Origin of the sequence: Kitasatospora sp. NPDC087271 (genome assembly GCF_044744605.1) — a bacterium.
Lineage (GTDB): Bacteria > Actinomycetota > Actinomycetes > Streptomycetales > Streptomycetaceae > Kitasatospora.
In genome coordinates this window covers 265101-279888 of the sequence record NZ_JBIUYQ010000010.1, presented here as the reverse complement: position 1 = coordinate 279888, position 14788 = coordinate 265101, and the positions used below count along the sequence as shown (strand labels likewise).

At 73.3% G+C, this 14788-nt stretch carries 12 protein-coding genes and 1 tRNA gene; 8 read left to right on the top strand and 5 right to left on the bottom strand.

What is annotated here, in order from left to right:
- Positions 1-130: 130 nt before the first annotated feature.
- Positions 131-1219, bottom strand: a complete 1089-nt coding sequence (locus ACIO9K_RS19645; RefSeq protein WP_363626388.1) for a ThiF family adenylyltransferase — start codon at positions 1217-1219, stop codon at positions 131-133.
- A 324-nt stretch (positions 1220-1543) separates the two neighbouring features.
- Here ACIO9K_RS19645 and ACIO9K_RS19640 point away from each other — a divergent pair, with 324 nt between their 5' ends.
- Positions 1544-2200, top strand: coding sequence for a M48 family metallopeptidase (locus ACIO9K_RS19640; RefSeq protein WP_371517208.1), 657 nt, complete (start codon positions 1544-1546; stop codon positions 2198-2200).
- A gap of 128 nt (positions 2201-2328) precedes the next feature.
- Here the strand turns inward: ACIO9K_RS19640 and ACIO9K_RS19635 are convergent, their stop codons facing one another.
- Positions 2329-2916: an NUDIX hydrolase gene (locus tag ACIO9K_RS19635; RefSeq protein ID WP_400331371.1), complete on the bottom strand. Its 588-nt coding sequence runs from the start codon at positions 2914-2916 to the stop codon at positions 2329-2331.
- The gene (locus ACIO9K_RS19630) at positions 2913-4475 is read right to left on the bottom strand and encodes a zinc-dependent metalloprotease (RefSeq protein WP_363619369.1); all 1563 of its coding nucleotides are present in this window, start codon (positions 4473-4475) and stop codon (positions 2913-2915) included. The genes ACIO9K_RS19635 and ACIO9K_RS19630 overlap by 4 nt, the downstream gene beginning before the upstream one ends.
- A gap of 200 nt (positions 4476-4675) precedes the next feature.
- On the opposite strand from ACIO9K_RS19630, the gene ACIO9K_RS19625 reads away from it, so the two are divergent.
- The 4 genes from ACIO9K_RS19625 to ACIO9K_RS19610 all read left to right on the top strand — a co-directional run bounded on the left by ACIO9K_RS19625 (position 4676) and on the right by ACIO9K_RS19610 (position 8006).
- Entirely contained in the window at positions 4676-5824 is a 1149-nt protein-coding gene (locus ACIO9K_RS19625) for an NAD-dependent epimerase/dehydratase family protein (RefSeq protein WP_107452871.1), read from the top strand.
- A gap of 108 nt (positions 5825-5932) precedes the next feature.
- Positions 5933-6373, top strand: coding sequence for a molybdenum cofactor biosynthesis protein MoaE (locus ACIO9K_RS19620; protein ID WP_350879704.1), 441 nt, complete (start codon positions 5933-5935; stop codon positions 6371-6373).
- A gap of 283 nt (positions 6374-6656) precedes the next feature.
- The gene (locus ACIO9K_RS19615) at positions 6657-6848 is read left to right on the top strand and encodes a hypothetical protein (protein WP_350879703.1); all 192 of its coding nucleotides are present in this window, start codon (positions 6657-6659) and stop codon (positions 6846-6848) included.
- A gap of 42 nt (positions 6849-6890) precedes the next feature.
- On the top strand, positions 6891-8006 hold the full coding sequence (locus tag ACIO9K_RS19610; RefSeq protein ID WP_363619368.1) for a PDZ domain-containing protein: 1116 nt from the start codon (positions 6891-6893) through the stop codon (positions 8004-8006).
- Between the two features lie 66 nt (positions 8007-8072).
- On the opposite strand, the gene ACIO9K_RS19605 is transcribed toward ACIO9K_RS19610, so the two are convergent.
- Complete coding sequence (locus ACIO9K_RS19605; protein WP_363586986.1) at positions 8073-8654, bottom strand: PPA1309 family protein; 582 nt, start codon at positions 8652-8654, stop codon at positions 8073-8075.
- Between the two features lie 190 nt (positions 8655-8844).
- On the opposite strand from ACIO9K_RS19605, the gene ACIO9K_RS19600 reads away from it, so the two are divergent.
- The 3 genes from ACIO9K_RS19600 to ACIO9K_RS19590 all read left to right on the top strand — a co-directional run bounded on the left by ACIO9K_RS19600 (position 8845) and on the right by ACIO9K_RS19590 (position 14302).
- On the top strand, positions 8845-11814 hold the full coding sequence (locus ACIO9K_RS19600; RefSeq protein WP_400331367.1) for a UPF0182 family protein: 2970 nt from the start codon (positions 8845-8847) through the stop codon (positions 11812-11814).
- Between the two features lie 82 nt (positions 11815-11896).
- Positions 11897-11970, top strand: a tRNA-Met gene (locus ACIO9K_RS19595).
- A 355-nt stretch (positions 11971-12325) separates the two neighbouring features.
- Positions 12326-14302, top strand: coding sequence for a tetratricopeptide repeat protein (locus ACIO9K_RS19590; protein ID WP_363619366.1), 1977 nt, complete (start codon positions 12326-12328; stop codon positions 14300-14302).
- Between the two features lie 63 nt (positions 14303-14365).
- On the opposite strand, the gene ACIO9K_RS19585 is transcribed toward ACIO9K_RS19590, so the two are convergent.
- Entirely contained in the window at positions 14366-14785 is a 420-nt protein-coding gene (locus ACIO9K_RS19585) for a Fur family transcriptional regulator (RefSeq protein WP_063347892.1), read from the bottom strand.
- Positions 14786-14788 lie beyond the last annotated feature (3 nt).

Sequence of the window (14788 nt, the reverse complement as noted above, 5' to 3'; positions counted from 1 at the left end):
CGGGCCCGCGCCCGGCAGGTTCCTCTCCTTGGCCGGGCCCGCGCCCGGCAGGTTCCTCTCCTTGGCCGGGCCCGCGCCCGGCAGGTTCCTCTCCTTGGCCGGGCCCGCGCCCGGCAGGTTCCTCTCCTCCTCACCTCGGTGGCTGCGGCTGCCAGAGGCACCCGCAGTCCGGGTGTCCGCGCAGTCGCAGACGTCGTGGCATCCCTTCGCCAGCCGACACCTCGCACCACCCGTCCACGCTCGGGGGCCGCCCGCCGTCCAGGTGGACCTGGACGTGCAGCGCCGCCAGGCCGGCCACCATCGTGGCCAGGGCCGTGTCGCAGGCCGGGGTGCGCGCCCGGCCGGGCCCGCCGTCCGCCAGCTGGGCCAGGATCCGGGGCCAGGCGGCGTCCTCGTCCTCCCGGCGCAGAACCAGGCAGTGTCCGCAGGCCGACACCCCTGGCAGCACCAGGGGCCCGACCACCCCGAACTCCTCGACCACTCCGACGTACAGGTGCGGCACCCCGGCCCGGAGCAGCAGTCGGGCCTCGTACGTCCCGCCGGCGAACGCCCCGCTCCCGTCCCGGGGCGCGAGCACCACCAGGTCGGGCGGCGGCCCGTCGGGCTTTCGCCGGGGCACGGGCACCAGTGGTCGGCCCGCCGCCCGTTGCACGGCCTCCCGGGCGGCCGTCAACCGCAGCCGCCCGATGTCCCCCGGCGGCAGTCCTGCCGGGGAGCAGTCCCCGGGGCGCACCCGGCCGCCGTCCACCACGGTGACCGTGCCCGCCCCGCCGGCCGAGAGCACGGCCGCCACGGCGGCGCCCACCCGGCCCGCGCCGCGGACCTCGATCCGGGCGCCTGCCCGCCGGGCCAGGACGGCCGGTGCGGCGCCGGGGCCGGAGTGGACCAGGGACAGCGAGGCGAGGTCGGGGCCGAGCAGGTCCCGGTGGGGCTGGGGGAAGCGGGCCAGTGCGGTGCCGGCCGCCTCCGCGTCGTCCAGTAACCCGGTCTCCTCCAGGTCGGTCAGCAGTGCGTCGGCGGGCTCCCGGCCGAGGCCGAGCTGCTCGCCGGCCTCCAGCAGTTCGGGGCGGTCCCTGGTCCCGTCGACCAGGCCGAGGAAGTCGCAGAGGGTCTTGTCGGCCTGGCCGAGCACCCCGGCGTAGCGGGTGATGGTCCCGAACTGCAGGGTGTCGGAGTCCCGCCAGCTGCGGGACAGGGCGGGCTTCAGTACGAGGCGCACGGCGATCTCCCTTCCGATCGTTTCCGGACGGCTGACCGCAGCATGCCCCATCGCGCCGACGTCGTGCGCAAAGTTATCCACAGGCTCAGGCTCATGATCACATCATCTGTTCGCACACCCTGTGGATAACCACGCATCCGCTCCGGCGCCGGTTTCCGGACACCCGCCGTCGACTTTTCGTTCCCGATCACTCCATGAAAGATTTCGGCCACGGCACCGGACTTCTGTCCGTGGTACCGGGTAACGTCGTGTGCCATGGCAGCCGAGCGGGACTCCCATCCACCGGCGTCGCGTCGGCGTGCCCGTGCAGCGTCCGGGTCGCAAGTGGCGGCGCCCAGCACGCGTGGGCGTCGGGACCAGGATCAGCAGGCGAGGCCCGCGTCGCCGCAACACCCACCCGCCGCCGCGCCACCGGAGCCGCACGACCGCGGCCGGGTGGAAGTGCGCCGCAGCGCCCGCCGCAGCCGCACCGTCTCGGCCTACCGCGAGGGCGACCGCACGATCGTGCTGATCCCGGCCCGGATGTCGCACGCCGAGGAGCAGCGCTGGGTCGCGCAGATGCTGGAGAAGCTCGCCGCCCAGGAGAGCCGCCGGATCCTCGGCGACGACGCACTGATGGACCGGGCCCGCGGGCTGTCGGCCGCCTACCTGGGCGATCGCGCCCGGCCCGCCCAGGTCCGCTGGGTCACCAACCAGAACTCGCGCTGGGGCTCGTGCACCCCCAGCGAGGGGACGATCCGCCTCTCCCACCGTCTGCAGGGCATGCCGGAGTACGTCCTGGACTACGTGCTGCTGCACGAGCTCGCCCACCTGCTGGTGCCGGACCACGGCCCGGCGTTCTGGGCTCTGCTGGAGGCCTACCCCCGGACGGAACGGGCCCGCGGCTACCTGGAGGGCGTGGTCTCGGCGGCCCGGCTGCCGCACATCCCCGGTGCCCGGCACGCCGACCGGGATGCCGATCCGGCCTGTTCCTGCGGCTGACGGCTTGACGCCCGGCCGGGAGGCGGCGGCGGAGAGGGCGGCGCGGGGAACGACGCGGGGAACGACGCGGGGAACGAAAAGAGGGGGCGCGGGCCGTATCGGCCCGCGCCCCCTCTTCGCGTTTCACCTCAGCTGGTCAGCCGGCGGGCCCGTGCCACCAGGTCCCGCACCGAGTGGTCGGTCAGCTCCGGCAGCTGGTCGTAGTCGAACCAGCGCAGGTCCAGCGACTCCTCGCTGATCAGCGCCTGCGCACCGGCCGGTGCCACCGCGATGTACTGGACGTCCAGGTGGGTGTTCTCCGGCCGGTCCTTGCCGGTGCAGCGGACCAGGTGCCGGTCCAGCTTGGCCGGCACCGGGACGCCGTCCACCTCCAGCAGGGCCAGGTCGGGGATGCCGGACTCCTCGACGGCCTCCCGCAGCGCCGCCGACGCGAGGTCCCGGTCGTCGGGCTCGCAGTGCCCGCCCATCTGCAGCCAGATGCCGACCTTGGGGTGCAGGGTGAGCAGCACCCGCCCGGCCGCCGGGTCGACGACCGCCGCGCTCGCCGTGATGTGCGCGGGCAGGCAGGACCGGTACAGGCCCTCGGGCTGCTCGGCCAGGTGCGCCAGGTAGTCGAGCCGCAGCCGGTCCTGCTCCTCTTCGGCGGGGCGCCACCCGGTCAGGGTGCGCACGGCGTCCGCGTGCAGGGACGTCGCCCCGGTGTCGGTGGCCGTCATGCGGTGGGCTCGCCCTTTCCGTCGGTGCCGTCGCCGTCGCCGTCCTGCTTCGGCTCGTCGCTCTTCGCCGGCCCGTCGTTCTTGGTGAGGTCCGGCTTGGCGGCGGTGCCGCCCGCGGCGGCCTCGCCGAGCAGCTTGTCGATCGCGTCGAAGTCGAGGCCGCCCTCCAGGTCGCCGGTGCCCCGGTGCACGAAGGCGTCCGGGTCGTCCAGGTCGGCGGCGGTGGGCAGCATGTCCGGGTGCTGCCAGAGCGCGTCCCGGCCCTCGATGCCGCGCGCGTCGGCGAGCAGCGCCCACAGCCGGGCGGCGTCGCGCAGCCGGCGCGGGCGCAGCTCCAGGCCGACCAGGGTGGCGAAGGTCTGCTCGGCGGGCCCGCCGGCGGCGCGGCGGCGGCGGACGGTCTCGCGCAGCGCGCCGGCCTGCGGCAGGTGCGGTTCGGCGGCGGCGTGCACGACCGCGTCGACCCAGCCTTCGAGCAGCGCGAGCGCGGTCTCCAGGCGGGCGAGCGCGGCCTTCTGCTCGGGGGTGTCCTCGGGCTGGAGCAGCCCGCCGGCCAGCGCCTCCTGGAGCGCCTCCGGGTTGTTCGGGTCGAGCTGGCCGACGAGCTCCTCCATCCGGGAGGTGTCGACCTTGATGCCGCGGGCGTAGGCCTCGACGGCGCCGAGCAGGTGGGCCCGCAGCCACGGCACGTGGGCGAAGAGCCGCTGGTGGGCGGCCTCGCGCAGGGCGAGGTAGAGCCGGACTTCGTCGGCGGGCACGTTGAGGCCCTCGCCGAACTCGGCGACGTTCTGCGGCAGCAGTGCGGCCTTGCCGGCCGGGGCGAGCGGCAGGCCGACGTCGGCGGAGCCGACCACCTCGGCGGCGAGGGCGCCGAGCGCCTGGCCGATCTGGGTGCCGAACATGGCGCCGCCCATGGAGCGCATCATGCCCATCAGCGGGCCGGCCATGGCCTGCATCTCCTCGGGCAGGACGCCGCCCATGGCGTTGCCGACCCGCTCGGCGACCGGGTCGACGAGGTCCTTCCAGACCGGGAGGGTGGCCTCGATCCACTCGGCGCGGCTCCAGGCGACGGCGGTGCCGGCGCCGGAGGGGAACTCGGTGGCGCCGTCGAGCCACAGGTCGGCGAGCCGGACGGCCTCGGCGACGGCGGAGTGCTCGGCGGCGCTGACCGAGCGGTCCTTGCTCTTGCCCTCGGCGGGTTCGGCGACGACGCTCTGGCGGGCGATGTTCTTGGCGAGGTCCCAGTTCACCGGGCCGCCCTCGAACGAGAGCATCTGCCCGAGCTGCTGGAACGCGCTGCCGAGGTCGTTGGGGTTGAGGCCGCCGAACATCGCGGCGAACGGGTTGTCGGCCCCGCCGGGGCCGCCCGGGGCTCCGCCGCCGGGCATGCCGAACAGCGCGCCGAACGGGTTGCCGGCGCCGAAGCCGAACGGCTGCGCGCCGCTCTGGTCGGAGCCTGCGGAGCCCTGGTCCTTCTTCTGCTGCTCGTTGTCGGGCTTGGCCTTGCCGTCCTCGGGCTCCTCGGGCGGAACGCCGAATCCGAAGGGAAGGTCGCTCACGGGGTCCTCGATCCGGTCGGCCGTCATACGGGTGTGGCGGGAAGTGCTGCCCGCCCGGGGCACCAGCGGAGTGGGGGACTCGTGGGCGGCTCCAGTGCGGCAGGCCCGCGCCGGGTGCACCGCCGGGCCTTCGCCTCGGGCAGGATGGACGTACGTGACACACGTCCGTACGCACATAAGCTAACCGTGGAGGATGGTCGGTGAGTTCCCCGCCTTCGGACGTTCGCTCTGGGCTGACCGGAGACGAGGACGCCCCGGACATCACGGCGTCGCCGCCTCCAGCCTACGGCGGACGGCCGCTGACCGTGGCCGTCACCGGTGCCGCCGGCGTGATCGGCGAACGGGTCGCGGCCCGTCTGGTCGCCTCGCCGCACGTGCGCAGGGTGCTGGCGGTGGACGACCGGCGCGGTGAGGTGCCGGGTGTGCAGTGGCGGGTGCTGGACGTGCGCGACCCCGCGGTGGCCGAGCGGCTGTCCGGGGTGGACGTGGTGGTGCACCTGGCGATGGACTTCGGCATGGAGTCGGATCCGCGCGCCCGCAGCGCCTACAACGTGCGCGGCGCGCAGACCGTGCTGACGGCGGCCGCGGCCGCCGGGGTGCACCGGGTGGTGCTCTGCACCTCCGCGATGGTCTACGGCGCGCTGGCCGACAACGAGGTGCCGCTGGCCGAGGACTCCGAGCTGCGGGCGACCGAGGAGGCCTCGCTGGTCGGGGACCTGCTGGAGATCGAGCGCCTGGCCCGCCGGGCGCCGCGCGCCCACCCGGGGCTGCAGGTGACGGTGCTGCGTCCGGCGGTGGTGGTCGGCCCCGGCGTGGACACCGTGCTGACCCGGCACTTCGAGGCGCCGAGGCTGCTGGTGGTGGCCGGTTCCCGCCCGTGCTGGCAGTTCTGCCACGTGGACGACCTGGCGGCGGCACTGGAGTACGCGGCGCTGGGCCTGGTGGAGGGCGAGGTGACGGTCGGCTGTGACGGCTGGCTGGAGCAGGAGGACGTGGAGCGGCTGTCGGGGATCCGGCGGATGGAGCTGCCGGCCTCGCTGGCGCTGGGCACCGCGGCCCGGCTACACCGGCTGGGCCTGACCCCGGCCCCGGCGGGGGACCTGGCCTACACGATGTACCCGTGGGTGGTGTCCGGCAGCCGGCTGCACGAGGCGGGCTGGCGTCCGGAGCACAGCAACGAGCAGGTGCTGGCCGAGCTGCTGGGCCAGGTCGCCGGGAAGCACGCGGTGGCCGGGCGCCGGCTGGGCGGCAAGGAGGCCGCGACCAGCCTGGGGGCGGCCGGGGCGACGGTGGCGCTGGTCGGTACGGCCGCGCTGGTGCGCCGGGCCCGCAAGCGGCGCCGCTTCTGAGGCCGGTGGCCCCGAGGGGCGGGCAGGCTTTCTCACGATGCGGAATCCCGTCATCGTGATGCGGAACCTGCTTGCCTCAAACCACCCGGGATGGGGAATCATGGGGGCATGTCCGAGAACCACGACCCCATCCGCCTGCTCGCCATCCGCGACACCCCGCTCTCGCTGGACGAGGTGTACGAGGCGGTCGGCGACGACGCGGCCGGCGGGACGACCGTCTTCGTCGGGACGGTCCGCGACCACGACGGCGGCAAGTCGGTCACCGCGCTGGAATACAGCTGCCACCCCACCGCCGAGCAGGAGATGCGCCGGATCGCCGAGAAGGTCGTCGCCGACTTCCCGGTGCGGGCGCTGGCCGCGGTGCACCGGGTCGGCCGGCTGGAGATCACCGACAAGGCGGTGATCGTCGCCGTGTCCTGCGCCCACCGGGGCGAGGCCTTCGCGGCCGCCCGGCGGCTGATCGACGACCTCAAGCACGAGGTGCCGATCTGGAAGCACCAGGTCTTCACCGACGGCGAGGAGGAGTGGGTCGGCGCCGGCAGTTGCTGACCCGGGTGCCCCTGCGGATCGGGCCGGATCGGACCGGACCGGGACGGATCGGACCGGGACGGACCCGAAAAGGGCGATTGGCTGCGGAGAGTGGCTATCTGTGCACGGAATGCGACGAACATGCCGGGCGGGCCGGGCTCTCACTCGAACGGGTCCGGGTCAGTGGGCCGAATACTCCCTGGCAGTGAGCCGATCGGCCGTCCCGTAACCCGGACGGCGCCGGCCGCGTTGTCCGCCGGAGTGGTTAATCTGCTCATAGACACGACGAGCTGGGAGTACTGATATGGGTGCGCTCGCCTGGTTGATCATTCCGGTCATCGCCGTCCTGCTCGCCGCCCTGTGGGCGGGCTGGGCCCAGCGTGCCCCGAGAGCCACGGGGGACCCGGCCTCGCTCGCCGAGCACCGGCGCTTCATGGCCGCGATGGAACGCACCACCGCCGGGAGCGCCGCCTCCGAGGACGGTTCCGGCCGGTAGCCCGGGGGGCGCCCGCTCATCCGCGTCCCGTACTGTCGAGGCATGCCACGCCGCTCCGCGACGATGCTCGCTGCCACCCTGCTGCTCATAGCGCTGCTCTGCGTCTCGGTGCTGATGAAGGTGCCGTACACGGAGATGAGCCCGGGGCCGACGTACAACACGCTCGGCAACCAGGGGGGCAAGTCGGTGATCACCATCACCGGGCGCGACTCGTACCCGACCACCGGGCACCTCAACATGACCACCGTCCAGGTCACCGGGGCCAAGTACGAGCCCAGCCTGGTCAACGCGGTGGTCGGGTGGCTGCGCGACGACGTGATGGTCGTGCCGCACGACAACGTCTACCCGAAGGGGCAGACGGACGCCGACGCCAAGAAGCAGAACGCCGAGGAGTTCGCCTCCTCCGAGGACAGCGCCCGCACCGCCGCGCTCAACCAGCTGGGCATCCCGGTCGGCACCGAGCTGATCATCAAATCGGTCACGGCGGGGGCTCCGGCGGAGGGCCGGCTGCACGCGGGCGACCAGATCGTGGCCGTCGACGGCACGCCGGTCAGCACGGCCGAGCAGGTGGTGGCCGCGGTCACCAGGCACAAGCCGGGCGAGTCGGTGGTCTTCACCGTGGTCCCGCGGGTCAAGGACGCGACCGGCAACGGCGGCGCCAACCCGGGGGACCGGACCGACGTCACCGTCCCCACCGTGCGGGCCAAGGACCTCGACCCGAAGGCCCCGGCCGAGCGGGCGGAACTCGCGGTGGTCGGCATCGGCACCACGATCCGGCACACCTACCCGTTCCAGATCGACATCGGCCTCCAGGACGTCGGCGGGCCGAGCGCCGGGCTGATGTTCTCGCTCGGCATCATCGACAAGCTCACCCCCGGCGGCGACCTCACCGGCGGCCGGTTCGTGGCGGGTACCGGCACCATCGACGACGACGGCAAGGTCGGCCCGATCGGCGGGATATCGATGAAGCTGATCGCCGCCCGGGACGCCGGCGCCGAGTACTTCTTCACCCCGTCCTCGAACTGCGCCGAGGCGACCAAGAACGTCCCGTCCGGGCTGAACCTGATCAAGACGGACACGCTGGACGGCGCGCTGAAGTCGCTGGAGCAGATCCGCTCCGGGCAGACCTCCGCGCTGCCGTCCTGCGCCGTGAAGTAGTGCCGTGAAGTAATGCCGTGACGTAGTGCGGTGAACGTGAAGGGGTGCCGCCGGGGCGGCCGGGGGCTACGAGAAGGTCGCCAGCAGCGCCGCGGTCAGGCCGGGCACCAGGTCCGGGCCGGTCAGCACCTCGCGGGCGACGTCCTTGGAGCGCAGCCGCAGCGCGATCTCCTTCTTGCCGTTGCGCAGCACGGCGGCGGTGATCCGCACCTCCTCGCGCTTGGGGTGGTTGGCCACCCACTCGGCGAGCTGGGCGTCGCTGGCGTTGCGCGGGCGGGTCTGCTCGGAGCCCGGAGGCAGCATCAGGCGCTCGACGACCAGGGCGCAGCCGACCACCGCGTCGGGCCAGGCGATGGTGCCGAGGAACTTGTCCAGCTCCATGCCGGCCGGCAGCTCGTCCTGCTCGACCGGGGTGAGGCCGGCCGTGTCGTCGTCGCCGAGGCCGAGCTGGGCGGCGATCTTCGGGTCGGCCTTGCGCAGGGCGGTGCTGTCCACCAGGGCGAACAGCCGGGCCGGGAGGTCCCAGCCGAGCGTGGCGGCGTACTCGTCGATCTCCAGCGCGGCCCGGGTGAGCGGGGTGGCGGCGGGGAGCTTGGAGACGTCGTCGGGGGAGCCGGGGGTGTTGAGTGCATTGGACGCGTCGGACATGCCTCAATCCTCACACGCCGGGCGGGGGCCCGGGCGCCGGGCGCCGCCGGTGGGCCGGGGAACGGCCGGGACGGGGAACGGCGTCGTAACCGTCTGCTAACGGTGGGAACTCGGCCAAAGCCTGGTTAAGTTTCCCTGAAGACCGACTGACTCCAGACGACACAGCTGAGGTGCCACCGTGGTATTCCAGATGCCGGAACGCTCAGGGCCGGGTTTCCGGCGCAGGGTAGGGCCGCCCTCCCGGCGGGCGCGGGTGGCCCTGCTGACCCTGGGCGTGCTCGCGGTGCTGTTCCTGCTGTTCGTCATGTTCGCCGGGTTCTGGACGGACTGGCTGTGGTTCAGATCCGTCCGTTACTCCTCGGTGTTCACCACGCAGCTGTGGACGAAGATCGGCCTGTTCGCGGTGTTCGGCCTGCTGATGGCGGTGATCGTCGGCTTCAACGTCTGGCTGGCGCACCGGCTGCGGCCGCCGCTGTCGGCGATGTCGGTCGAGCAGCAGAGCCTGGACCGCTACCGGTCGGGCCTGGCGCCGTTCAAGCGCTGGGCGCTGATCGGGGTCTCGCTGGTGATCGGCCTGGTGGCGGGCGCCGCGGCGTCCGGCCAGTGGCGGACCTGGCTGATGTGGACGAACGCGACGCCCTTCGGCGAGAAGGACGCCCAGTTCGGCATGGACGTCTCGTTCTACGCCTTCGACCTCCCGTTCTACGAGTTCGTGCTGGGCTTCGCGTTCAGCGCGGTGATCGTCTCGCTGCTGACCTCGGCGCTGGTGCACTACCTGTACGGGGGGCTGCGGCTGCAGGGCCCGGGCCGTCGGGCGAGCGCGGGCGCGCAGGGGCACCTGGCGGTGCTGCTGGGCGTGTTCGTGCTGCTGAAGGCGGTGGCGTACTGGCTGGACCGGTACGCGCTGGCGGTGAAGACCGGCTCCTACAAGGGGGTCTCCGGCTGGACCGGCCTGCGCTACGTGGACGCCAACGCGTTCCTGCCGGCCAAGACGATCCTGTTCTTCGTGGCGATCATCTGCGCGCTGCTGTTCTTCCTGACGCCGGTGCGCCGCACCTGGGCGCCGGCCCTGATCGGGCTGGGGCTGATGGTGCTGTCGGCGGTGCTGATCGGCGGGCTGTACCCGGCGATCGTGCAGCAGTTCCAGGTCAAGCCGAACGAGCAGGCCAAGGAAACGCCGTACATCCAGAAGAACATCGACGCGACGCGGCAGGCGTACGGGATCGCGGACGCGCAGACCACCCAGTACAGCCCGCAGGGGTCGACGACGGCCGAGGCGCTCAAGCCGGACGCACAGACCATCTCCGACATCCGGCTGCTGGACCCGAACGTCGTCTCGCCGACCTTCCAGTCGATCGAGCAGCAGCGCAACTACTACGCCTTCCCGAACACCCTGGACGTGGACCGCTACGGCTCCGGCACGGACAAGCAGGACACCGTGATCGGCCTGCGCGAGCTGGACCTCAACGGCGTGCAGCGCAACTGGATCAACGACCACTTCAAGTACACCCACGGCTACGGCGCGGTCGTCGCCAAGGGCAACCAGGTCAGCGACAAGGGCGAGCCGGTGTTCACCGAGTCCGGCCTGCCGGCCACCGGCGCGCTGGGCGACTACCAGCAGCGGATCTACTACGGCGAGAAGACGACGTCGTACTCGATCGTCGGCGGCTCGAACAAGGAGATCGACTACACCACCAAGACCGGCGAGAACAAGGAGTACACCTACACCGGCAACAGCGGTGTCTCGCTGGACAACCCGATCACCCGGGCCGCGTACGCGGTGCGCTTCGCCGAGCCGCAGATCCTGTACGCGGGGGCGATCACCGACGGCGCGAAGGTGATCTACAACCGGACGCCGAAGGAGCGGGTGGAGAAGGTCGCCCCGTGGCTGTCGATCGACGCCGACGCGTACCCGGTGGTGCAGGACGGCCGGGTGGTCTGGGTGCTGGACGGCTACACCACCTCGGACGGCTACCCGTTCTCGTCGAAGACGACGCTGGGCACCGCGACCAAGGACTCGCTGACCAACCAGCGCGGTGAGCTGCTGACCGTCGCCAACCAGGTCAACTACATCCGCAACTCGGTCAAGGCCACGGTGGACGCCTACACCGGCGAGGTGAAGCTCTACCAGTGGGACGACCAGGACCCGGTGCTGAAGACCTGGATGAAGGCGTTCCCCGGCACCGTCGAGCCGAAGACGGACATCCCGGGCACGCTGCTGCCGCACCTGCGCTACCCGCAGGACATGTTCAAGGTGCAGCGCGACCTGCTCGGCCAGTACCACGTGACCGACGCCAACTCCTTCTTCAACGGCAGCGACATCTGGCAGATCCCGGTCGACCCGACCAGCGACACCAAGCAGGTCCAGCCGCCGTACTACGTGACGGTGCGGATGCCGGACCCGCAGGTCACCTCGGCGAGCTTCTCGCTGACCACGACCTTCGTGCCCAACGGCCGCCCGAACCTGGCCGCGTTCATGGCCGTCAACGCCGATCCGGGGCCGGACTACGGGAAGATCCGCATCCTGAAGATCTCGGGGGACAACAGCGCCCCCGGCCCGGGCCTGGTGCAGTCGACGTTCAACTCCCGGCAGGAGGTGGCCTCGCAGATCTTCGCGCTGAAGAGCGGCGGTGACACCGAGCTGGAGTACGGCAACCTGCTGACCCTGCCGGTCGGCGGCGGGCTGCTCAACGTCGAGCCGGTGTACGTGCGCGGACGCGGCGCCAAGTACCCGACGCTGCAGAAGGTGCTGGCGGTGTACGGGAACGACAACGTGGCGTTCGAGAACACCCTGGAGGACGCGCTGAAGAAGGTGTTCGCCGGGGCGGCCCCGGGGACCACGCCGACCGCGCCGTCCACGCCGAACAACCCGGGGACGTCCACCAATCCGGGGACGTCGACCGGTCCGGGGACGGCGACGCCGGGCGGGACGATCTCGCCGGAGCTGCAGAAGGCTCTCGGGGACGCGGAGAAGGCGTACAACGACAGCCAGACCGCGTTCAAGAACGGCGACTGGGTGGCCTACGGCAACGCCCAGAAGGCGCTGGGCGATGCGCTGAAGGCGGCCGAGGCGGCCCGCGGCGGGAGCCCGGCGCAGGCCCCGACGCCGGGCGCGACCCCGGGCGCGACGCCGACCGGATCGCCGTCCGGGCAGCCGTAGCCGTAGCCGTAGCCGTAGCCCGCTGAGCTGCGGCAACCGATTCCTGTTCCACCCCGCACCCGTGCTATGGTTCAACTACCGACGCGGGGTGGAGCAGCTCGGTAGCTCGCTGGGCTCATAACCCAGAGGTCGCAGGTTCAAATCCTGTCCCCGCTACTCAGTGGCCAGAGGCCCGGAGGATTCTTCCTCCGGGCCTCTGGTGTTTTCCCCCGAAGCGGCGGGAACCGCTCCGGTACCATCAACCGTCGCCAACGACGACGGCACGGGGTTTGTGGGGCCCGAGTGTCGGGAAATCGACAAAGCGCCGAAGCAATTTCGTCGGCTTCGGGTCGGCCCCGCCCGAATTCGGCCGGGGCAGGTGTACGCGGGTTGCGGGTGGTGCGACGATGGGACACATGGGGGACGGTGCGCGGCTGCTGACCGGCCGTCGGTTCCGGTACCTCCCCTGGGGGTCCCCCCGGCCGCGGGCCGGGGCATGATGCCGCGACACTCTGGGGGAGCGGGAGTCGGCATGAGGCTGATCGGCAAGAACGGGTCAGGCACCAAGTCCGCGGCGGCCACCGAGGCGGACACCGACGCCTGGGCGGAGAGCCCCGAGAGCCGCCCCGGAGCCCTGCCCGCCCAGCGCACCAGCGGCCTGTCCGAGCGCCCCCCGGTCGCCGGCTACGGCCCCGACAGCCTGGTCCGCGTGCCCACCCGTCAGTTCGCCGACGCCGTCCGCCCGTACGGGCCCGACGGCGCCGCCGCCGACGGCCCGAACGCCGCCGCACTCGACCCGGCCGGCCTGGACACCACCAGCTTCGAGACCGCGCTGGCCGCCCGCGAGAGCGCCGCGCTGGAGGCCCGCCACCGGCAGGCCGCCGACGACGGCGACCCGGACGCCGCCAGCCGGCTCGGCACCCTGCTGCTGCGCCGCGGCGACCTGGAGGACGCCGAGCCCTACCTGCGCGCCGCCGCGGCCGCCGGGACGCGCGCCGCCGCCAACAACCTCGGCGTGCTGCTGCACCAGCAGGGCCACCGCGCCGAGGCCGCCCAGTGGTGGCGCCAGGCCGCGGTGGCCGGCAGCGCCCCCGCCGCGCACGCGCTCGGGCTCCAACTGCGCGACCAGGGCGAGGAGGAGGCCGCCGAGTACTGGCTGCACTTCGCCGCCGACCACGGCCACCCGCTCGGCGCCTACGCGCTGGGCGACCTGATGGAGCACCGGCGCGACGTGCGCGCCGAGCGCTGGTTCAAGGTCTCCGCCGACGCCGGGCACCGGGAGGCCGCCTACCGGCTGGCCCGGATGCGCGAGGCCGCCGGGGACAAGGAGATCGCCGAGGCCTGGTACCGCACCGCCGCCGCCCGCGGCCACGCCCGCGCCGCGCTGCGCCTGGGCGTGCTGCTGGAGGAGCGCGCCGCCACCGACCAGCCGCTGCTGGAGGAGGCCGCCCGCTGGTACCGGCAGTCCGCGCAGAACGGCGAACCGCGGGCCGCCTGCGCGCTGGGCTTCCTGCTGCGCGACTCCGGGGACCTGGCCGCCGCCGCCGAGTGGTGGCGGGAGGCCGCCGAGGCCGGCGACGGCAACGCCGCCAACGCGCTGGGCGCCCTGCACGCCGGCCGCGGCGAGTCCAAGGAGGCCGAGCACTGGTACCGCACCGCCCTGGACGCGGGCGACCAGAACGGCGCCTTCAACCTCGGCCTGCTCTGCGTCGCCACCGGCCGCGACCAGCAGGCCGAGCAGTGGTACCGCCGGGCCGCGTACGCCGGGCACCGGGAGGCCTGCAACGCGCTGGCCGTGGTGCTGCTGCAGCGCGGCGAGGAGACCGGCGCCGAGCCGTGGTTCTCCAAGGCGGCCGAGGCCGGCAGCGTGGACGGCGCGTTCAACCTGGGCGTGCTGCACGCCGGGCGCGGCGAGCAGCGGCAGGCCCAGGAGTGGTACGCGCGGGCCGCCGCCGAGGGCCACGGCGAGGCCGCGCTGCAACTGGCCGTCGCCCAGGAGCAGCGGGGCAACCTGGGCGGCGCGCTGGAGCGCTACCGGCAGGCGGCGTCCGGCGGGTCGGCGGAGGGCGCGTTCCGGCTGGCCTCGGTGCTGGACCGGCGCGGTGACGCGGACACCGAGGCCGAGCACTGGTACGCGCTGGCGGCCGATGCCGGGCACCGGCGGGCGCAGGTGCGGATGGGGGTGCGGGCGGCCGAGCGCGGCGCGCTGGAGATCGCCGAGAGCTGGTACCGGCGGGCGGCCGAGGCCGGCAGCCGCAGTGCCGCCTTCAACCTGGGGCTGCTGCTGGCCCGGCAGGACCGCGAGGCGCAGGCGATGCTCTGGTACACCCGGGCGGCCGACGCCGGGCACGGGCGGGCGGCGCTGCGCCTGGCACTGCTGGCGCTGCGCCGGGGGGAGCCGGTGCAGGCGGAGAACTGGTGCCGCCGGGCGGCCGACTACGGGCCGGCCGAGGTGGCGGAGCGGGCCGGGCGCCTGCTGGGCGCGCTGCACGCGGAGCTGAGCGCGTAGGGCGTGTCCGGAGGCCCCCGGGGCGGCGGTTTCTGGGGGCCGTGTTGGTTTCCGGGGGCCGTGTTACGGCGTGCCCGTGCAGTCCGGGCAGAGGCCGCGGTAGGTGACCTCGGCGGTGGTGACGGTGAAGCCGAAGCGTTCGCCGGCCGGGAGGGCGGCGAGCGGGTCGCCGTGCGGGTGGACGTCGCGGATGGCGCCGCAGCCGGAGCAGACCAGGTGCTGGTGGGCGCGGTGGGCGTTGGGGTCGTAGCGCTTGGCGCGTCCGTTGGTGGCGACCTCCAGGACCTCGCCGAGGCCGACCAGTTCGCCGAGGGTGTTGTAGACGGTCGCGCGGCTGATCTCGGGCAGGCGGGCGACGGCGCGGGCGTGCACCTCGTCCGCGGTGAGGTGCACGTGGTCGCCGTCGAGGACCTCGGCCACGACCCGGCGCTGTGAGGTCAGCCGCCAGCCGCGTCCGCGAAGTCGTTCCAGCAGGTCGCTCATGGG